The organism is Streptomyces sp. NPDC030165 (assembly GCF_055573595.1).
Map to the genome: position 1 here is coordinate 104,480 of NZ_JBVIBD010000019.1, position 18,993 is coordinate 123,472.

Sequence of the window (18,993 nt, forward strand, 5' to 3'; positions counted from 1 at the left end):
AGCAGACACGCTTCCGGTGCGCGCGGCCGCAGCGGACACGACCACGCCGCGCGCGGGGGACGGCCGTGACCGAACACACCGCCGTCCTGGAGGATCCACCGCCCGGACCCGGCCCCGGAGCGGTTCCCGCCGCGCCCCCCGGCCTGCGGGCCCGCGCGCTCAGCCTGCCCCTGGGCCTGCTGCGCACCGCCCGCCCGCGCCAGTGGGCCAAGAACATCCTCGTGGCCGCTGCCCCGGCCGCCGCCGGCGACCTCTTCCTCCACCGCGTCCTCCTCCAACTCCCTCTCCTCTTCCTCCTCTTCACCGCCGCCGCATCCGCCGTCTACCTCGTCAACGACGCCCGGGACGCGGCGGCCGACCGCGCCCACCCCGACAAGTGCCGCCGCCCGGTCGCCGCGGGCGAGGTCCCCGTACCCGTCGCCTACGCGGCCGGCGGCCTGCTCGCCGTCCTCACGCCGGTCACCGCCGCCGCGCTGTGCAACCCGGCCACCGCCGCCCTGCTCACCGCCTACCTCCTCATGCAGCTCGCCTACTGCGTCAGCCTGAAGAACGTCCTGGTCGTCGACCTCGCCGTGGTCACCACCGGCTTCCTGATGCGCGCCATGACCGGCGGCCCCGCGCTCGGCATCCCGCTGTCCCGCTGGTTCCTGATCACCGCGGGCTTCGGCGCGCTGTTCATGGTCGCCGCCAAGCGCTACTCCGAAGCGCTCCGGGCGACGCGCGAGGAGCGGGCGGACAAGGGCGCGACCCGGCCCCTGCTGCGCGAGTACAGCGACGGCTACCTGCGCTTCGTGTGGCAGCTCGCGGCGGGCGGCGCCGTCCTCGCGTACTGCCTGTGGGCCCTGGAGAGCGGCGGCACCTCCGCCGGCGTCCTGCCGTGGCGCCAGCTCTCCATGATCCCGTTCATTCTCGCCGTACTGCGCTACGCGGTCTTCGCCGACCGGGGCACGGCCGGCGCCCCCGAGGACGTCGTCCTGCGGGACCGCCCGCTGGCCGTCATCGGGGTGGCCTGGACCGGGCTGTACGCGATGGCCGTAGCGGACGTGTGAACCGGCGGACGGCGCCCCGATGCCCCGGATCACCGACCGCCTCCGCGCCCTCACCCCCGACCGCCTCCGGACCCTCGCCCCCGAACTCCTCGGCTTCGCCGTCGCCGGCGGCTTCGCGTACGCGGCCGACCTGGCGCTGTTCGTCTGGCTGCGCGGCCCGGCCGGCCTGGACCCGTACGCCGCCAAGTCCCTGTCCTTCCTGGCGGGCTGCACCGTCGCGTACGCCGGGAACGCCGTCGGCACGTACCGCGCCCGCACTTCCACTCCCGCCCGCACCCCCGCCCCCGTACGCATCCGTCGCTACGCCGTCTTCCTCGCCGTCAACCTCGCCGGCGCCCTCGTACAGCTCGCCTGCCTCGGCGTCTCGCACCACGTCCTCGGCCTGACCTCCGCGACGGCCGACACCGTCTCGGGCGCGGGCGTCGGCATGGCGCTGGCGACATGCCTGCGTTTCTGGGGTACGCGGACGCTAGTCTTCCGCCACGCGGGCGACATACCTGTACAGATGGTGTCGAAGACTGACGAAGGGTAGGCGGGGCCCATGGAATGGTTGAGCAAGCTCCCGGTCATCGGCCCGGCCGTGTCCTGGCTGATGACCACGCACCTCTGGCGGGCGTACACACGCATGCAACGCGTCCACTGGACCCGGCTGGCCGCCGCGATCACCTTCACCAGCTTCGTGGCGATCTTCCCGCTGCTGACGGTGGCCGCCGCGCTCGGCGCCGCCCTGCTCGACGAGCGGCAGCTGCACGACCTGCAAACGAAGATCGCCGAACAGATCCCCGGCATCTCCGGCCAGCTCGACCTCGGCGCACTCGTCGACAACGCCGCCACCGTCGGCCTCATCGCCGCCGTAGCCCTGCTCTTCACCGGCGTCGGCTGGGTCGAGTCCCTGCGCGACTGCCTGCGCGCCGTCTGGGAGAAGGACGACGAGGACACCAACGTCTTCGTCGCCAAACTCAAGGACGGTGCCCTGCTCCTCGGCCTCGGCGGCACCGCCCTGGCCTCCCTGGCCTGCTCCGGCTTCGCCAGCTCCGCGGTCGGCAAGGCGGCGAAGGCCCTCGGCCTCGCGGAAGGCGGCGTCGGCAGCGTCCTGCTCTCCGCCGCCGGCTTCTGCATCGCCGTACTCGCCGACTTCCTGCTGTTCGCCTACGTCCTGACCAGGCTCCCCGGCGTCCACCCGCCCCGCCGCGCCGTCGTCATCGCCGGCTTCATCGGCGCCATCGGCTTCGAACTCCTCAAACTCCTCCTCAGCGGCTACCTCCAGGGCGTCGCCGCCAAGAGCATGTACGGCGCCTTCGGCACCCCGATCGCCCTGCTCCTGTGGATCAACTTCACGGCCAAACTGGTGGTCTTCTGCGCGGCGTGGACAGCGGCGGAGCGCTGCGGTCCGGAGTCGTCCCGCAAGTCACTGGACTGCGAGGAGGGAGCGGAGGACGGCGCGGCCCCCGGACAACCGGCCTCCCGGCCAGGCACCGACCCGCAACCCCCGCCCGTGACCCGCTGACCCCTCGCCGGATCAGTGCCGGCCCCCACCTCGCCGCATCAGCTCCGGGAGCGGCCAGCGGCGGTGCACCGCGAAGGCCAGCGCGCCCAGGACCACCAGCGCCCCGCCGGTGATCGCCAGAGCGGTCCAGACACCTCCGGACCCGCCGGCCGAGTCCTCCGGACCGGCCTTCGCCTTGTCGCCGTCCAGCTTGGCGCCGCCGGTCCGGGCGTCGCCCTCCTCGCTCTTGGGGCCGACCAGCCTGCCCACCGGCTCGACCTTGTCCGCCGCCGCGAAACCCCAGTCGAAGAGCTTGGCCGTCTCCTTGTACGCCTCGTTGTGTTCCTTCTTCTCCGGGTTCATGACCGTGACGAGCAGCTTGCGCTCGCCGCGCTGGGCGACCCCGGTGAAGGTCGAGCCGGCGTTGGTGGTGGACCCGTTCTTCACGCCCGCGATGCCCGGGTACGGCTTGACGTCGTAATCGCCGCTGAGCAGCCGGTTGGTGTTCTGGATGCCGAACGTGCCGCGCTTGCCGTCCTTGACCTCGCCCGGGAACTGCGCGCTCACCGTGGAGCAGTACTCCCGGAAGTCCGCGTTCTGCAGCCCCGCGCGCGCGAACAGGCTCAGGTCGTACGCGCTGGAGACCTGCCCCGGAGCGTCATAACCGTCCGGCGTCACGACGTGGGTGTCCGTCGCGTTCAGCGCCTCCGCCTGCTTCTGCATCTCCTGCACGGTCTTGGCCGTACCGCCGTTCATCGCGGACAGCGTGTGCACCGCGTCGTTGCCGGACCGCAGGAACACTCCGAGCCACAAATCATGGACCGTGTAACTCAGATTCTCCTTTATCCCCACCAGGCTGCTGCCGGCACCCATGCCCGCCAGGTCGGCCGCCTTGACCGTGTACTTCTGGTTCTTGGGGAACTTCGGCAGCACCGTGTCGGCGAACAGCATCTTCAGCGTGCTGGCCGGCGGCAGCTGCCAGTGCGCGTTGTGCGCGGCCAGCACCTTGCCGCTCTCGGCGTCCGAGACGATCCAGGAACGCGCCGTGATGTCCGCCGGCAGCTTGGGCGCCCCCGGCTTGAGCTGCACCTGCGTACCGGCCTGACCCAGCCGCCCGCCCCCGACCTTCGACATCTCGGCGGGCGGCACCGGCGCCTTCGGCGCGTGCTGCCCGCCCTTGCCGTCCTTCTCGTCGGCATACGCCGGCGCGGCGAGCAGCAGCGGCGGCAGCAGTACGGCGGTGCCGGCCAGGGCGGCGCCCGTACGGGTGAGCGCACGGCGCCGTACGGGCGCCGCGGTGATCGGATGAACGGCAGAAAGGGTCGGCACGTCGGTGAACGTACCCGTCGGCGCGGACGCCCCGGACACCACCCCACGGAAGAGTGCCCCGGCCGACCGCCGGATGGAGCCGCTGCCCATACTGGATTCCATGAAGCTCTCGCGCCCCGTCTCCTGGTTCCTGCTCGCGTTCGGGGTATGGAGCTGGTTCATCTGGATCACTTTCGCCAAAAACCTCTGGAAGGACGGGAGCGGCCTCGCCTTCGACGACGCGGGTGACCCCACCGCCTACTTCTGGGTCCACCTCGCGCTCGCGGTGACGTCCTTTCTCTTGGGGACGGCAATCGGAGTGATCGGGTTCCGAAGCCTCCGCACCCTCACCAAGTCATCTACTGAGCTCACCGACACGGGCGCTTGAGGGTGGCTGTCGTGCACTCCGGCGCCCCGTTGCCAGTGCGCCATCTCACACTGCTCAGGCGAGGCCGCCGGTATGCACGGCCGACTCAGCCGAATGTCGAGCCTTCGGGCGCCGGCGCACTGCGGACGCACGGCGAGGCGAGCCGAACCTCCAGCCGCCGCTGGGCGACGTCCTCCGTCACGGAGACCGAATAGCCCGTGACCTCCGCGGAGGCTTCGGCACCGGCTGTGGCCCGGAGGGGCCGGGGCCCCTCCTCATCCAGTGCCTCCACGGACCAGCCGCCGTCGCTCAGGTACGCACCCAATCGCCGAAGAGCCGCCGGCAGCGAAGCGGGGTCGAGCTCTTCGATACGCCAGTCATGCTGCGCCGAGCACGGAGAATGCAACCCCTTCACCGTGCAGGCACCGCACGTGATGGTGAACGGCTGGGCGTTCTGCTCCATGCGCCCCCGCAGGGCGAGGGCGTCGAGAAGCCTGCTGGAGTGCCAGTACAGCTTTTTCGTGAGTTCCGGGGCGGGAGGCTCAGGAGCGGCCTTCTCCGGTGCGACAGCAGGTTGTACGTGGCCGCCGTGAACCGCACCGACCGCGGGCCCGCCGCCCGGCGCACCAGTCACCTCGATCGTATTCACGATGTTGAAGAACAACTCGGAATACAGGTTCCAGTCGTCCATGCAAGGCGTACTGAGCTCGAACAGGGAGACCTGCCGCTGTCCGGGAACCGGGAAGAAGACCGCGATCTTCCCGATCGTCAGGGTTTGCGGGCGTCCGGTGTCCGTGATGTCCGCCGGTAGCTCCACAGCCTCCGGAGTGATCCGCACGGCCGCATCACCGGCGGCCAGCGTGACCACTTCCACCTCGCTCTTCGGCGACTCCTCCGCGAGCTGGGCGGCGAGCTCCTTGCAGTTCACCGCGTTCGCCTGCGGCCCGCCGTCGATCAGGGAGGCGGTGACCGTGGCGGTGCTCCGCTGCCCCTCGATGTCCAGGAGACAGAAACCGGCATAGCCCACACCGGCCGCCAGCATGTCCTCGACCGCCTGGAGCTGCATGGCGACATAGGCGAACCACAGGTCGTTGCCGCCGTCCGGATAGATCTCGACCGCGAGGAGGCGCAGCTCTTCCACGAGTATGTCGACATCGTCGATCAGCGGGAGTTCGTGGAACGCGGGCGGGACACGGAAGGTGACCGGGAACTCGGGTTCCATCGTGCCGGTCGCCTCGGCCATATACGTACTCACCGGTGTCAGGCTCCCGCCGCGCTCAAAAACGCCTTGCCCAGCGGCTTGTCCTCAGGCCAGTTCGATTCGATGCGATGACCGAGGCCGACGCCCTTGACTCCCATCTGCGTACCGCGGGCACCCCAGTGGGCCACGTCGAGGGGCGCGGCGCCTTCCCTCTGAAAGACCTTCGCTGCCTTCTGGATCCCCTTGTGCATGATGCCGTCGGCCATGCCTCGTGCGGCGTTCTCCGACCGGGTCAGGTTCCGAGCGTTCTTGAAGGTGTTTGCGACCTTCCCGCCTTCGGCCACGATTTTCCCTCCCTTGCCCAGCTTGCCCGCGGCCTTGAGGCCCTTGACGGCGCCCCACCCCGGCACAACCCCTAGGCCGGCGCCGACCCAGTCCATGACCCCGACCTTGCCTCCTCGGGAGGCTTTGATGCCGTAACCGGCCAGAGCAAGGGCACTGGTCCCGATGGCCAGACCGCCGAGGATGGCGCCGACCGGCGGGATGGCCATCGTGGCCAGGGAGAGAATCGACAGCACGGCGCTGATGTTGGACAGCAGGTCGGCGTGTTCGGCCAGCCAGTCCTTGAAACCGCGCCACGCCTTCTTCATGCCGTCGAGGGCGCGATCCCACCAGTGCAGGTCCGGCGGGTGGTTCTCCGATGCCTTGAGGATCGCCCGCTCGGCCTCTCCCGCACGGTCGTCCCACTGGGAACGCAGATCCTCCGCCTTCTTCATGATGTCTTCCAACGCGTGCCGGGCTTTTTCGTCCGCGGCTTTCGCGGTGTCCAGCTCGTTGTTGATGCGGTCGACTTCGGACTGCTCCATCTGTACGCCGGCCAGCCCGTCGTACTTGTCGATGAGGCCGTTGTAGCTGTTCCGCTTCTCCTCGGCGTGCTTGCGCGCTTCGAGCGCGTCGGCCTCAAGGCCCTTGGCGCGCTGCTGCATCGGGCCGAGCTGGGAGTGCCACGTGCGCAGGGCCTTCGCGCAGTCGTGCATGGACTCCGTGCCCTGCTGCAGGTATTTCGGCAGTTCTCCGAGCTTCGTACGGAACTTCTCGGCGGCCTCGCCCTCCCACACGCCGTCGGTCTTGCCGACGCTCTTGAGGAGCTGGTGCAACTCCTCGAGCTCGTCGCCGACCGTCTTCACGTCCGTGGCGAGAGACTGGATGGTGTGGAGATCGCCCTTGGCCGGATTGAAGGTGAGGCCCGGCCAGTCCGAATCATCGGCGATGAATTTGCTTTTCCACTCCACGGCGGTCCCCCGTCACTTCCGGCTGAAGCCCTTGGCATTGTCGTCGTCGGTGGCCGTGTAGGCCTCAAGTGTCAACGACAGTTGTTCGTGAATCTTCTTCGCGGCATCGGCGATGCGAGTGATCCCGTCCTCCCACTGGGACTGGAACTCGTCGCAGGAATCGTCGAGTCCGCCGGTCCCCAGCCCTTTGGGACCCACCTTCTTGAGCTTCTTGCTGGCGCCACGCATACGGTCGTCGCACTCGTCCAGCTTGCGCAGCATGTCTTTCATCCGGGTCACATCGATCCGGAAGTCCGAGTTCCCCAACTCGCGGCACCCCGTTCATGGTCGGTTGGTCGGCCCTGCTGAACGTGCCGAGCATCGTCAAGGGCGAAGCATGAACGTAACCTTTGACGGCCCTGTCGCCGTGCCCGAAAATTCAACATTTATCTCGGATCGTCAACGGAAGGGCGACAGTGTTTTTGCCATCTCTTGAAATGTCAGCTGTATTCCGTCAGTGAGGCGAAGTAGAGAACCGCTTGTGCGTGGGTGAGTGACGCATCCAGCCTCTCCGAGTCCCAGGCGAACGACGTGTAGCCCGAGGTGTACCTCAGGAGGGCACCGCCCACCCCTCGCGGCCTGGAGCGCCAAGTGATGCGCTCGGGCTTGCTCCACTTCCAGGTCGAGGGGCCTCCGCCGTCGTGAAGCAGACCCACCACGGCGAACAGGGGCCACAGAGGCACGGTCACCCAATACGCGAACCATCCGCGCAGTGCGCCCTTGTAGCCGGCGACGGCCTGAGCACCCGCTGGTGTGTGCATCCGCCATGCCTGGCGAACCCCTCGCGGCGAACGCCCGTGGACCACGCGCCCCGCGTAGTCACCGGCGGGTCCGTGGACGGTGTATTCCTTTTCCTTCTGCTGCTCGGTGCTGATGGCCGGTGGGCTGATCGTGCAGATCGTCCGGGGTGTTCCGGAAGGAGAGGTGAGCAGGAACAGCGGACCCGCGGACACTCCTCCGTCTGAGCGGTGAATACGCGCCAGCACTTCCCCGTTGGCGAACTTTCCGGAGAGCAGGCTGCCCCAGGGCTGGTAGCCGGGCGGCGCGGCGAACTGCCGAGATTCCTGCGCCCGCGAGATATGGAAAATGGTCCTGGACACGGTGCCACCTCGTCAGAGTTGCGGACGGAATTGTGCCCGCTATTGTGCCCGCTCCCATTGCGGTCGGCTGTCGAGGGTGGTGCGCCCTGAACCGCATGAATGTGGAGGTTCGTCGGGCTTCAGGAGCCGGTAGCGGTTGGCGCGGGCAAGGTGTCGAGAGGGCCGAAAGCGGGCATGGCATGCAGGTGAGTGGGGGGTGCCGCGGGTGGGTGGCGGGAGTTGCAGCGACGCACCTGCAAAGTGCGGGGATTTTTGGTGCGCAATCGGGCAAATCATGACTTCTGATCTTGCGGTTCGCCCCCTGGAGCCCCTATTTTTTACACTCTTTGCGTTGCCTGCGTGCGCAGGTCGGACCGCCTCGCGATGCCGGCCGTGACGGGCCCGTGCGGCGGCGGTGCGAAGTAACGGGGAAGGACTTCGATGGGCGAGCAGTACAGGGTCGATCTGCACGAGCTGGACAGTGTCGTGCGCAAGCTCAAAGGCCTGCAGGGCGACATGGACGAACCGGGCCAGAAGGTCAAATACGGTACGAACGTTCCTAAGAACGCCTTCGGATCCAACTTCAACGAGGCCGAGAAGGTCGCTGCGGCGCACGACAGGATGCAGCAATACATGTCGCAGGTCATCGACGCCCTCCAGGACCTCATCAAGGACTTCGGTGAGAAGGCCGAGCGCAGCCGTGGGGCGTACGAGGACCGGGAGCAGGACGCCCGTTCGTCGATGAACGGCTGAGGTTCCGGACGCACGAGAACGAAGAGAACGACGACCGAGGGGGAAGGTCATGGCCGGTGGCCCGATGGACACCGAGGGTAACAAGGCGTATGCGAAGTCGATCGACGAGAAGCACCGCAAAGAGAACCTCGCGCAGTTCAAGAACTACGATCCTGTGCCGGTCTCGGACTCGGACTTCCACCACCACGGAATCGACGCGCTCCGCGCGATGATCGAGAACGCCAACCCGGAGGCGATGGAGACGGCCGGCGACCACTGGCGCGCGTCCGCCGACCGGCTGGCCGGCCAGGATGGCGCCGGCGGCATCCGGAAGGCATTCATGGACGCTGTCGAACACGCCTCGAACCACTGGCAGGGCAAGGCCGCCGACGCGTTCCGGCGTGAGGCGGCAGAGGTTCTCAAGAAGATCGACAAGACGTACAAGCATGCCCGCAACGTCGAGTCGATGCTGATCGGCACCCGGTCCACGGGCCCGGAGTCCGGTATCGCGCACAACCTGCGTCAGGCCAAGAAGACCATGGCCGGGATCGAGGACCCGGGCAAGGTCGAGAGCGCGTTCAACTCCTCGGGTGACGACTCCCAGTTCCACAAGGACATGGCGAACCCGAAGATGGACGCCAAGATGGCGCTGGAGGCCAACCGCGACAAGCTCTCCCTGAGCAAGGAGCGCCAGGTCGAGGCGGTCATCGTCATGGAGGAGCTGGCCTTCCATTACCGGCAGCAGGTCGGGAAGGTCATGAACGTCGGGGAGCCGCCCCGCCACGGAGGCGACTGGCCGAGCCAGCCGGGCAACTATCCGCCGGTACCGCCTGTGACCATGCCGGTCGTCGGTGGCACCCGGCCCAAGCCCACCTCCGTCACCCCGCACGGGACAAACGGAGGCAGCGGCTACAACGGCCTCGGTGGCGGTGTGAACATCCAGCCGTCACACGAGCCGGTACGCACCGGTCTGGACGGTCTCCAGGGCGGCACCGTTGCCCCGGTGGGCCCCGGCATCACCGGAGGCGGAGGCGGAGTCAACCCGCCTGCCGGCGGTTCTGGCGGTGGCCCGGGCAGCAGCGGGCCGACGGGTGGCTTCATCACACCCCTGCCGTACGGCAAGACGGGCGGCACCGGTGGCGGGGGCGGACGTTCGGTCCCTGGCGGCCGTGGTGGCGTCCTGGGCGGCAACCGGGCCGGTGGCGCGGGTGCCGGACGGCCTGGAACGCCTGGCGGCATGGGCGGTGGCGCCGGTGCCGTGGGCAGCGGCGCGGGGCGTGGCGGCGCAGCGGGCCGCGGTGGCGCCCAGGCCCGTAAGCCCGGCGGAGTCGTCGGTGCCCCGGGTGCTCCGGGGGCCGGAGCCAAGCAGGGCGGTGCCGGACTGCACCGCAGCCGTGGCGGAACGCAGGCGATGGGCGCTCCGGGCGGCGCGGCGGCGAACGGCCGTGCCAAGGACAAGGAGCGGACCAAGAAGGAGCGTCCCGACTACCTTGTCGAGGACGAGGAGACGTGGACGCCGCAGCGCAACGTGTCCCCTCGCGTGATCGAGTAAGGATGTACGTGCCGTCGGCGTCGGCTGTATGAAGTGGTACGAAGAAGTGCCCCGCGCGCGCAGTGCGGGGCACTTTCCGCAAGCCGGGACGCTCGCTCCACCGGGCGCCCGCCCAGTGGCCACCGCCCGGCCCTGTCCGCCCGAACGGAAGCAGTGAGGATCAGAGCATGAAGGTCACCCGAACCCTGCGCGCGGCCGTCGGTGCCGCGCTGACCGGAGCGCTGCTCCTCACCGCCACGGGTACGGCTTCGGCGGACCAAACGCGGAGCGCGCTGTGGCCGTTCCAGGCGTTCGACGTACAGAGCATCTGGAAGCAGGCGACTGGCAAGGGCGTCACTGTCGCCGTCATCGACACCGGGTTCCGTAAGACTCATCAGGACCTGGCCGGAGCCTTCCTGCCCGGCAAGGACTTCCCCAACCCCTCCATCGACAAGGGGAGGGCCGAGCCATCGGGGTCGGACATCCGCGACCACGGCACCGGCATGTCGGCGCTCATCGCGGGGCACGGCCATGGCCCGGGCGGCAGTGAGGGCGTCAAGGGGCTGGCGCCGGGCGCGAAGATCCTGCCGCTGACGGCCGACAAGAACTTTCCTGCGGCGATCCGCTACGCGGTGGAGCACGACGCCAAGGTGATCAACCTGTCGTTCGTCGGGGACGACAACACCCCCGACATGTGCGCGTCCATCCACTATGCGGTCGAGAAGGGCGTCGTCGTTCTCGCCGGTGTCGGCAACGACGGCCTGTCCGAGATCCGGTACCCGGCCGCCTGCCCTGGTGCCATCGGTGTCGGTGCGGTGGACGAATTCGGCAAGGCCTGGGACGGCGGCAACTACAACAAGACGGTCGACGTCCTGGCGCCCGGCGTGAAAATTCCGTATCCGAATGGCCAGAGCGACACGGGCTACTCCACTGGCGACGGCACCTCGGCGGCCACCGCCTACGCCTCCGCCACCGCAGCCCTGCTGCGCGAGAAGTACCCCGACCTCACCCCCGGCCAGATCGCCAACCGCATGGTCAAGACGGCCGGCCTGGCCAAGTCGGTGAAGGCGAAGAACCTCAAGCTGCCCGACGTGCACTACGGGTACGGCTTCATCCAGCCCTGGGCGGCGCTGACCCGTGACATCCCCGCCGGGCCCGCCGAGGGCCCGCTGCCCATGCCGCAGGGCAAGGCGTCCAAGGATCCCGTGTACGCGGGTGTCGAGAAGGGCAAGGACCCGAACCCGCCGATCGGCGGGAAGAAGATGCTGCAGTACGGAGGTATGGCGGTGGGCGGGCTCCTGCTGATCGGGCTCGTTGTGATGGTCATCGTCCTCGTACGCCGCCGCAGCAACTCGGGTCCGCAGTCCTGGCACTGACACCTCCCCCCCCCGAGCCCACCGGAAAAATCAAGCGACACCCCCCACACCCGACTGTTAGTTTCCCCAACCATGGATCCGTTGGGTGAAAAAGAGATACGCGCCTCCTTCGTCAATTGCTCGAAGGGGGAGGCGAGCCGGATCAATATGCCGGTGGGGCTTTCCGGGATGGCGTGGGGGGATCTGGACTTTCTCGGGTGGCGGGATCCCGGGGCGCCGGAGCGGAGTTATCTGGTGGCGCCTCGGGGGGACGGCGTCGTGGGGGTGACGTTGCGGGTGCCGCAGGGGGTGCGACGGAGTTTCACCAAGACGACCGTGTGTTCGCTGTGTGTGACCGGGCATCCGGGGTCCGGGGTGAATCTGCTCGCCGCGCGGAAGGCCGGGCCGCTGGGGCGGCAGGGGAATACTGTCGGGACGTATATCTGCGCGGATCTGGCGTGCTCGCTGTATGTGCGCGGGAAGAAGAAGTCCGAGCTTGCCGGGCGGCATGAGGAGACCTTGCCGGTGGAGGAGCGTATCGCCCGGATGGTGATGAACCTTGATGCGTTCTTGGAGAAGGTGTTCGAGGGGGAGTGAGGGGAAGGCAGGGGGCGGTACCGGGCCGGTGGGGCGGCCCGGTGAGCCGGGGGCGTGCGGTCAGGGGGGTGGAAGAGGACTTCCGGGGTGGTGGGGGCCGGGCCGTTCAGCAGGGGTTGCGGGATGCCGGAGGTGCTGGTCGAAGAAGGCGCTCACGTAGGTGGGGGTGAGGTCGCTGCCGCGTAGGCCGGGACCGTTCCCGGAAAGGCGGGCAGGTTCGCCTGCTGGGTGAGGGCCGGGACGTCGGTGAAGGCGAAGTGGGTGGCGCCGGTCACGGTGAGCCAGCGCTTCCAGCCGTCCAGGTTCGCCCCGGCGCGTACCCGGGTGTCGCCCGCCATGGCGGAGGCGGTCCGGGACATCCGGAGTGCCCGGGGCAGTGGTGGTCGCGGCGGAGGTGGTGGGGGTCAGTCGTGTTCGGGCTGCGGGGGCCTCGAGTTCGTACGGGAGGTGGGGCGGGCCGCGGCGCCTGCTGCTGCCGGGAGGACGAACTCGCTGAGTACGTCGGTGACTTCACGGACCAGTGGGCGCACCACCCGGAAGCGGGACGCGGCGACCGCGCGGGCGACCAGGGGGGAGGTCCGCTCGACCAGGCGGCGGCTGCGCTCGCAGTTCTCCGAGCGGTCGTACACCCAGTACAGGACCAGGCCCATCTGCTGAAGCCACAGCAACTGAGGCAGCCGACCCGCCAGTTCCGGGTCGACCTTGGTGTCCGCGCCGGCCAGTACCTGCCGGTGCAGCGCGATGGCGGCCTCGCGCGGCCCTTCGGAAGCGTCCGAGAAGGGGCTGAGCGGGCTGTCCGGGTCGGCGGCGTTCTTGAAGAACTGGGCGGCGAACCGGTGGTACGGCGCGGCGATGTCGAGCCAGGTGAGCAGTACGCCGCGCAGCCGTCCCGCCAGGTCCCGCTCGGTCGCCAGGACGTCGGCGACGGCCGCCGCGTGCTCCGTGGCGATGCGGTCGTAGAAGCCCTGGACCAGGTGTTCCTTCGAGGCGAAGTAGTAGTACGCGTTGCCGACCGAGACGCCGGCCTCCTGGGCGATGGCCCGCATGGTGGTTTTGTCGTAACCACGTTCCTGGAAGAGGCGGAGGGCGGTTTCGAGGATGAGGGTGCGGGTGCGGGAGCCGTGCGAGGTCCGTTCGCGCGGGGTCTCCGGCGCGCGGCCGGTCGCGGTGCCGCGGTCGGCAGGGGCGCCGGTCGTGCTCAGGTCCGCGCCGGCCTCGGCCGCGTCGCCGCTCTTGCCGTCGCCCGGCACGTCCCGTGCCCCGTCGTCCGCCACGCCCCGCGCCCCGTCCGCATCCGCCCTTGCCGTTTCGTCCACGTCACCGACCCTAATGCGGTCCGGTTCGGCTGCCGGGGCGCACCCCCGCGGGGGCGGCACGTGTCCGGACCCACGCCTGACCCGTGCCCGCGTCCACCCCAGCGCCATCCCCGCCCCCTGTGCCTCCCGCCTTCCTACAGCCCCCGCTCCCCCAGGAACTTCACGATCAGCCCCTCCCACTCCTCCGGCCGTTCCACCATCGGCACGTGCCCGGTCTCGATCTCCGCGTACTCGGCGCCGGGTATGTGCTCGGCCAGGTAGCGCGAGTGGGAGGGGTGGATGAGCTGGTCCCGGGTGGTGGCGATGACCAGGGTCGGTACGGTGATGCCGGCCAGGTCGCCGGTGGTATCCACCTCCTTGACCAGCGCGGTCTGCTCCGCCGAGCCGGCGGGCGGGCCGTCGGGGCTGTCGTCCAGGACGGCGGCCAGTTCGGCGGGCGGCAGGGCGTTCAGGGCTTCGGGGGAGAGGCCGCCGAGTGCGCGGGCCTGGGCGAAGCCCGCGTAGTCGCCGCGGTCCAGCAGGCGCAGCCACAGGTCGAGCCAGATGTTCGTCCGGTGGTCGGGCCTGGCGAGGCCGGCGGTCAGTACGAGGCCGCGTACGCGCTCCGGGTGGCGTGCGGCGGCCCGTACGGACACCGCCGTACCGAGGGAGAAGCCGATCAGGGTGAACGTTTCGACGCCCGCCGTGACGGCCTCGGCCACGACGGCGTCGGCGAGGGCGTCGAGCTCCAGGGGGCCGTCGGCGCGCGGGGTGCGGCCGGAGCCGGGGTAGTCGGGCGCGACGACGGTGTGGCCGGTGGCCGCCAGGGCGGGGATGAGCGGTGCGTAGTTGCCGTCGATGCTGCCGGTCGCGCCGTGGGCGAGCAGGATGCCGTGGGCGGCGGGGACGGTGCCCGGATCGGCGGGGGTGACGGTGGTGGACAGGGCGGGAAGGCGCGGTGCGGCCGCGGGAATCTTCGTCATGCGCACCAGGTTGACGCCTGACACCGGTGTGAAGGTCAAGTCGCCGGTTCGAGGGTCCGGTCACTCAGGGGAGGCAGTCGATGGCACGGTCGGCGGGGGAGCGCGGGGTACGGGCGGGGACGGAGGGTTCCTTGCGCATCGGTGAGCTGGCCGGGCGTACGGGGGTCAGTCCCCGTTCGCTGCGTTACTACGAGCAGCAGGGGCTGCTGCGCGCGGACCGGGACGCGAACGGCTACCGCCGCTACGGCCCCGACGCGCTGGAGACCGTCGGGCGGATCCGTGAGCTGCTTGCCACCGGTCTGGGCACCGACGCCATCCGTGACCTGCTGCCCTGCGCCCAGGGCGGTCCCGGGCTGGTCTTCTGCGAGGTGTCCTGCGGGGTGGTGGAGCGGCAGCTGGCGCAGCTGGACGCGGAGATCGCCGAACTGGCGCGCAAGCGCGAGGCGTTGGCGACGTACGCGCATGTCATGCGGCAACGCCGGGACCAGGACCGGGCGTTGGCCGCGATGGCGCTGCGTTCTGCTTGACGACGCACCGCCGGGGCGGACCCCGTCCCCCGCCGCGCCGCGCCCTGACGGGACCCGCTGAACTGCGCCCAGCGCACCGCCGTGACCAGCACAGGTGCCCTCTCATTCATTTTTCATTGAACAAAATGGGGTTCGATGGCGTGTACGGGTTGCGGAATGCGGCCCGCGGGTCGGATCCTCGGGTGCACCGTTGTTCGGGGGAACAGTGGTGTGCTCACTGCATCGGGGGATCGTTGTGTTACGTGTCCACTTCACGGCGGAGGACCTGAACCGTACGCGGATCGCCGAGGGGGCCGACCCCTTGTGGGAGACCGCCCTGAGCCTGCACCGCCTGCGCGAGAGCCGTACCGATCCGGCCCTGGCCGCCTGGCGGCAGCACGCCGCGCGGCACGGACCCGGACCCCTGCGGATGCTGCTGCCGCTCGTCCCGCCGCGCGGCTACTTCCCCGACTTCCTCACACCGGCGGCCGGTGCGGCCGGCGTGGAGCCGGGACTGGAAGCGGTGATGACGACGCCCCGGCGCCGGCTGCGCACCGAGATCGGCCTGCTGGCCGGGCAGGCGCACAGACCGGGGCACGGTCAGCACGCCGCCCCGCACTCCTGGATGCGCTCCCTCGCCGACGGCGAACCGGCCGCGCTGCGCGCCCTCGCCCGCGGCCTGCGCACGTACCACCACACCGCCCTCGGCCCCGGCTGGCCGCTGATCGGGCAGCGCGTCGAGGCCGACCGTACGCTGCGGCTGCACGCGCTGCGCCAGGACGGCGCCGAGGCCATGCTGCGGACCTTCGGGCCGGCCATGCGCTGGCGGCGGCCCGTCCTGGAGGTGAGCTATCCGCGCGACGGGGACCTGCGCCTGGAGGGGCGGGGCCTGCTGCTCGTGCCGTCGTACTTCTGCACCGGCCCGGTCACCTTCGCCGACACCGAACTGCCACCGGTCCTGGTCTATCCCGCGGCCCGCCCGGCGCGGGGGACGCAGGCGGGGCGGGCCGGGTCCGAACACGCCGAAGGGCTCCGCCTCCGTACGTACGGGAGCGGAGCCCTTCGCGGCTTCCCGACCGGGTTCGGGTCGCTGACCGGAACCCGGTTCTGAGAAGGCGTGCTGCCTGAAGGTGATCAGAAGCGACGCGTGATCAGCGCCCGCTTGACCTCCTGGATCGCCTTCGTGACCTCGATACCGCGCGGGCAGGCGTCCGTGCAGTTGAAGGTCGTGCGGCAGCGCCAGACGCCGTCCTTGTCGTTGAGGATTTCGAGCCGCTGCTCGCCGCCCTCGTCACGGCTGTCGAAGATGAAGCGGTGCGCGTTGACGATCGCCGCCGGGCCGAAGTACTGGCCGTCGTTCCAGAACACCGGGCACGAGGAGGTGCACGCGGCGCACAGGATGCACTTGGTGGTGTCGTCGAAGCGCTCGCGGTCCTCGGCGGTCTGCAGGCGCTCGCGCGTCGGCTCGTTGCCGGTGGTGATCAGGAACGGCATCACGTCCCGGTATGCCTGGAAGAACGGCTCCATGTCCACCACGAGGTCCTTGAGGACCGTCAGGCCCTTGATGGCCTCGACCGTGATGGGCTTCTCCGGGTTGATGTCCTTCAGCAGCGTCTTGCAGGCCAGGCGGTTCTTGCCGTTGATCCGCATGGCGTCGGAGCCGCAGATGCCGTGCGCGCAGGAACGGCGGAAGGTCAGCGTGCCGTCCTGCTCCCACTTGACCTTGTGGAGGGCGTCCAGGACGCGCTCCTTGGGGTCCATCTCCAGCTGGAAGTCCTGCCAGGTGGCGTCCTCGGAGACCTCCGGGTTGAACCGGCGGATCCGCAGCGTGATGGTGATGGTGTGCGAGGCGCCGTCCTCGGCCGCGTCCAGGGCCTTGGAGTGCTTTTCGAGGGTGGAGGTGCTCATCAGTACTTACGCTCCATCGGCTGGTAGCGGGTCTGGACGACCGGCTTGTAGTCGAGGCGGATCGACTCGGAGCCGTCTGCCGCCACCTCGCGGTACGCCATGGTGTGCCGCATGAAGTTGACGTCGTCGCGGTTGGGGTAGTCCTCGCGGTAGTGACCGCCGCGGGACTCCTTGCGGGCCAGCGCGGACACGGCCATCACCTCGGCCAGGTCGAGCAGGTTGCCCAGCTCGACGGCCTCCAGCAGGTCGGTGTTGAACCGCTTGCCCTTGTCCTGGATGGACACGTTCAGGTAGCGCTCGCGCAGCTCGCCGATCTTCTCGACCGCGGTCTTGATCGTCTGCTCGGTACGGAACACCATGACGTTGGCGTCCATGGTCTCCTGGAGCTCCTTGCGGATCTCGGTGACCCGCTCGTTGCCCGAGGCGGAGCGCAGCCGCTCGACCTGGTCCTGGACCATCTTCGCCGGGTCCTCCGGCAGCTCGACGAAGTCCGCGGTGGCCGCGTACTCCGCCGCCGCGATGCCGGCCCGGCGGCCGAAGACGTTGATGTCCAGCAGCGAGTTGGTGCCCAGACGGTTGGCGCCGTGCACGGACACGCAGGCGACCTCGCCGGCGGCGTACAGGCCCGGCACGACGGTGGTGTTGTCGGCCAGCACCTCGCCCTCGACGTTGGTCGGGATGCCGCCCATCGCGTAGTGCGCGGTCGGCTGGATCGGGATCGGGTCCGTGTAGGGCTCGATGCCGAGGTAGGTCCGCGCGAACTCGGTGATGTCCGGCAGCTTGGCGTCCAGCTGCTCCGGCGGCAGGTGGGTCAGGTCCAGGTAGACGTGGTCTCCCTCGGGACCGCAGCCGCGGCCCTCACGGATCTCCGTGTAGATGGAGCGCGAGACGACGTCACGCGAGGCGAGGTCCTTCATGACCGGCGCGTACTTCTCCATGAAGCGCTCGCCGTCCTTGTTGCGGAGGATGCCGCCCTCACCGCGGGCGCCCTCCGTCAGCAGGATGCCCATCCGCCAGATGCCGGTCGGGTGGAACTGGAAGAACTCCATGTCCTCCAGCGGCAGCCCGCGCCGGTACGCGGCGGCCTGGCCGTCACCGGTCAGGGTGTGCGCGTTGGAGGTCACCTTGAAGAACTTGCCGGTGCCGCCGGACGCGAAGATCACGGCCTTCGCCTGGAAGACGTGGATCTCGCCGGTGGCCAGCTCGTACGCGACGACGCCGGCCGACTTCTTCACCCCGTCGACGTCCTGGAGCAGCAGGTCCAGGACGTAGAACTCGTTGAAGAACTCGACGCCCTCCTTGACGCAGTTCTGGTACAGCGTCTGGAGGATCATGTGGCCGGTGCGGTCCGAGGCGTAGCAGGACCGGCGGACCGGGGCCTCACCGTGGTTACGGGAGTGGCCGCCGAAGCGGCGCTGGTCGATGGTGCCGTTCGGGGTGCGGTTGAACGGCAGGCCCATCCGCTCCAGGTCCAGGACCGAGTCGATGGCCTCCTTCGCCAGGATCTCGGCGGCGTCCTGGTCGACCAGGTAGTCGCCGCCCTTGATCGTGTCGAAGGTGTGCCACTCCCAGTTGTCCTCCTCGACGTTGGCGAGGGCGGCGGCCATGCCGCCCTGGGCCGCGCCGGTGTGGGAGCGGGTGGGGTACAGCTTCGTCAGGACCGCGGTGCGGCTGCGCTTGGTGGCCTCGATGGCCGCGCGCATGCCCGCGCCGCCGGCGCCGACGATGACCGTGTCGTACTTGTGGATCTTCATGAGTCGGTTACCTCAGCCCCGGGGCCTAGCGGATGTTCGGGTCGAAGGTGAAGATCACCAGCGTGCCCAGAAGGACGGTGAACACCGTGGCGGTGTACAGGAGCATCTTCAGCCAGAAGCGGGTGTTGTCCCGCTGCGCGTAGTCGTTGATGACCGTGCGCAGGCCGTTGGCACCGTGCAGCATCGCCAGCCACAGCATCACCAGGTCCCAGACCTGCCAGAACGGCGAGGCCCAGCGGCCGGCCACGAAGGCGAAGCCGATCTTGGAGACGCCGCCGTCCAGCACGAGCTGGAGCAGCAGGTGGCCGAGGACCAGGACGACCAGCACGATGCCGGACAGCCGCATGAACAGCCAGCCGTACATCTCGAAGTTCGTACGGGTCGTCTTGGGCGTCTTCTTCGTACGCTTGCGGGGCGGCTCGATGACGGGAGCCGGGTTGTCCACGTCGTACAGGGACACGGAGTCGTTCACAGCGGGACCTGCGGGGGATTGGGTTTCAGCAGACATCGC

The 18,993-nt window shown here is 69.4% G+C and carries 21 protein-coding genes; 10 read left to right on the forward strand and 11 right to left on the reverse strand.

What is annotated here, in order from left to right; all coding sequences use genetic code 11:
- Positions 1-65 precede the first annotated feature (65 nt).
- The 3 genes from ACZ4Z1_RS30605 to ACZ4Z1_RS30615 are packed head-to-tail and all read left to right on the forward strand — an operon-like array spanning position 66 to position 2,556.
- A complete protein-coding gene (locus tag ACZ4Z1_RS30605) occupies positions 66-1,049 on the forward strand; it encodes a decaprenyl-phosphate phosphoribosyltransferase (RefSeq protein WP_468489891.1) in 984 nt (327 codons plus the stop codon).
- A 19-nt stretch (positions 1,050-1,068) separates the two neighbouring features.
- Positions 1,069-1,581: a GtrA family protein gene (locus tag ACZ4Z1_RS30610; RefSeq protein ID WP_468489892.1), complete on the forward strand. Its 513-nt coding sequence runs from the start codon at positions 1,069-1,071 to the stop codon at positions 1,579-1,581.
- A 9-nt stretch (positions 1,582-1,590) separates the two neighbouring features.
- Positions 1,591-2,556 carry a YihY/virulence factor BrkB family protein gene (locus ACZ4Z1_RS30615; protein ID WP_468489893.1) on the forward strand — a complete coding sequence of 322 codons (966 nt, stop codon included), beginning with the start codon at positions 1,591-1,593 and terminating at the stop codon, positions 2,554-2,556.
- A gap of 12 nt (positions 2,557-2,568) precedes the next feature.
- On the opposite strand, the gene ACZ4Z1_RS30620 is transcribed toward ACZ4Z1_RS30615, so the two are convergent.
- Entirely contained in the window at positions 2,569-3,966 is a 1,398-nt protein-coding gene (locus ACZ4Z1_RS30620) for a D-alanyl-D-alanine carboxypeptidase family protein (protein ID WP_468489894.1), read from the reverse strand.
- Here ACZ4Z1_RS30620 and ACZ4Z1_RS30625 point away from each other — a divergent pair.
- Entirely contained in the window at positions 3,965-4,231 is a 267-nt protein-coding gene (locus tag ACZ4Z1_RS30625; protein WP_468489895.1) for an SCO4848 family membrane protein, read from the forward strand. The genes ACZ4Z1_RS30620 and ACZ4Z1_RS30625 overlap by 2 nt on opposite strands.
- Before the next feature lie 85 nt (positions 4,232-4,316).
- Here ACZ4Z1_RS30625 and ACZ4Z1_RS30630 read toward each other — a convergent pair whose 3' ends face one another.
- The 4 genes from ACZ4Z1_RS30630 to ACZ4Z1_RS30645 form a co-directional block, all read right to left on the reverse strand.
- Positions 4,317-5,453, reverse strand: coding sequence for a hypothetical protein (locus tag ACZ4Z1_RS30630; RefSeq protein ID WP_468489896.1), 1,137 nt, complete (start codon positions 5,451-5,453; stop codon positions 4,317-4,319).
- 17 nt (positions 5,454-5,470) lie between these two features.
- Positions 5,471-6,703, reverse strand: a complete 1,233-nt coding sequence (locus tag ACZ4Z1_RS30635; protein ID WP_468489897.1) for a putative T7SS-secreted protein — start codon at positions 6,701-6,703, stop codon at positions 5,471-5,473.
- A 12-nt stretch (positions 6,704-6,715) separates the two neighbouring features.
- Entirely contained in the window at positions 6,716-6,973 is a 258-nt protein-coding gene (locus ACZ4Z1_RS30640) for a WXG100 family type VII secretion target (RefSeq protein ID WP_468489898.1), read from the reverse strand.
- Between the two features lie 209 nt (positions 6,974-7,182).
- Positions 7,183-7,842, reverse strand: coding sequence for a hypothetical protein (locus ACZ4Z1_RS30645; protein WP_468489899.1), 660 nt, complete (start codon positions 7,840-7,842; stop codon positions 7,183-7,185).
- Positions 7,843-8,262: 420 nt separating this feature from the next.
- Between ACZ4Z1_RS30645 and ACZ4Z1_RS30650 the strand changes: the two genes are divergently transcribed.
- The 4 genes from ACZ4Z1_RS30650 (at position 8,263) to ACZ4Z1_RS30665 (ending at position 12,036) form a co-directional block, all read left to right on the forward strand.
- The gene (locus tag ACZ4Z1_RS30650; protein ID WP_468489900.1) at positions 8,263-8,574 is read left to right on the forward strand and encodes a hypothetical protein; all 312 of its coding nucleotides are present in this window, start codon (positions 8,263-8,265) and stop codon (positions 8,572-8,574) included.
- A gap of 64 nt (positions 8,575-8,638) precedes the next feature.
- The gene (locus ACZ4Z1_RS30655) at positions 8,639-10,105 is read left to right on the forward strand and encodes a WXG100 family type VII secretion target (protein WP_468489901.1); all 1,467 of its coding nucleotides are present in this window, start codon (positions 8,639-8,641) and stop codon (positions 10,103-10,105) included.
- Positions 10,106-10,272: 167 nt separating this feature from the next.
- A complete protein-coding gene (locus tag ACZ4Z1_RS30660; RefSeq protein ID WP_468489902.1) occupies positions 10,273-11,460 on the forward strand; it encodes a S8 family serine peptidase in 1,188 nt (395 codons plus the stop codon).
- Between the two features lie 72 nt (positions 11,461-11,532).
- Positions 11,533-12,036, forward strand: coding sequence for an FBP domain-containing protein (locus ACZ4Z1_RS30665; protein ID WP_468489903.1), 504 nt, complete (start codon positions 11,533-11,535; stop codon positions 12,034-12,036).
- Positions 12,037-12,188: 152 nt separating this feature from the next.
- Here the strand turns inward: ACZ4Z1_RS30665 and ACZ4Z1_RS30670 are convergent, their stop codons facing one another.
- The 3 genes from ACZ4Z1_RS30670 to ACZ4Z1_RS30680 form a co-directional block, all read right to left on the reverse strand.
- Positions 12,189-12,395, reverse strand: a complete 207-nt coding sequence (locus tag ACZ4Z1_RS30670; protein ID WP_468489904.1) for a hypothetical protein — start codon at positions 12,393-12,395, stop codon at positions 12,189-12,191.
- A 45-nt stretch (positions 12,396-12,440) separates the two neighbouring features.
- Positions 12,441-13,238 carry a TetR/AcrR family transcriptional regulator gene (locus ACZ4Z1_RS30675; RefSeq protein ID WP_468489983.1) on the reverse strand — a complete coding sequence of 266 codons (798 nt, stop codon included), beginning with the start codon at positions 13,236-13,238 and terminating at the stop codon, positions 12,441-12,443.
- Between the two features lie 248 nt (positions 13,239-13,486).
- A complete protein-coding gene (locus tag ACZ4Z1_RS30680; RefSeq protein ID WP_468489905.1) occupies positions 13,487-14,314 on the reverse strand; it encodes an alpha/beta fold hydrolase in 828 nt (275 codons plus the stop codon).
- 80 nt (positions 14,315-14,394) lie between these two features.
- On the opposite strand from ACZ4Z1_RS30680, the gene ACZ4Z1_RS30685 reads away from it, so the two are divergent.
- Positions 14,395-14,841, forward strand: a complete 447-nt coding sequence (locus ACZ4Z1_RS30685; protein ID WP_468489906.1) for a MerR family transcriptional regulator — start codon at positions 14,395-14,397, stop codon at positions 14,839-14,841.
- Positions 14,842-15,076: 235 nt separating this feature from the next.
- A complete protein-coding gene (locus ACZ4Z1_RS30690) occupies positions 15,077-15,931 on the forward strand; it encodes a hypothetical protein (protein ID WP_468489907.1) in 855 nt (284 codons plus the stop codon).
- 23 nt (positions 15,932-15,954) lie between these two features.
- Here the strand turns inward: ACZ4Z1_RS30690 and ACZ4Z1_RS30695 are convergent, their stop codons facing one another.
- The 3 genes from ACZ4Z1_RS30695 to ACZ4Z1_RS30705 are packed head-to-tail and all read right to left on the reverse strand — an operon-like array spanning position 15,955 to position 18,990.
- On the reverse strand, positions 15,955-16,728 hold the full coding sequence (locus ACZ4Z1_RS30695; protein ID WP_398166446.1) for a succinate dehydrogenase iron-sulfur subunit: 774 nt from the start codon (positions 16,726-16,728) through the stop codon (positions 15,955-15,957).
- Entirely contained in the window at positions 16,728-18,482 is a 1,755-nt protein-coding gene (sdhA, locus tag ACZ4Z1_RS30700; protein WP_361156538.1) for a succinate dehydrogenase flavoprotein subunit, read from the reverse strand. Before sdhA ends, ACZ4Z1_RS30695 begins: the two co-directional genes overlap by 1 nt.
- Positions 18,483-18,507: 25 nt before the next feature.
- Positions 18,508-18,990, reverse strand: coding sequence for a succinate dehydrogenase hydrophobic membrane anchor subunit (locus ACZ4Z1_RS30705; RefSeq protein WP_031002750.1), 483 nt, complete (start codon positions 18,988-18,990; stop codon positions 18,508-18,510).
- Between the last annotated feature and the right edge of the window lie 3 nt (positions 18,991-18,993).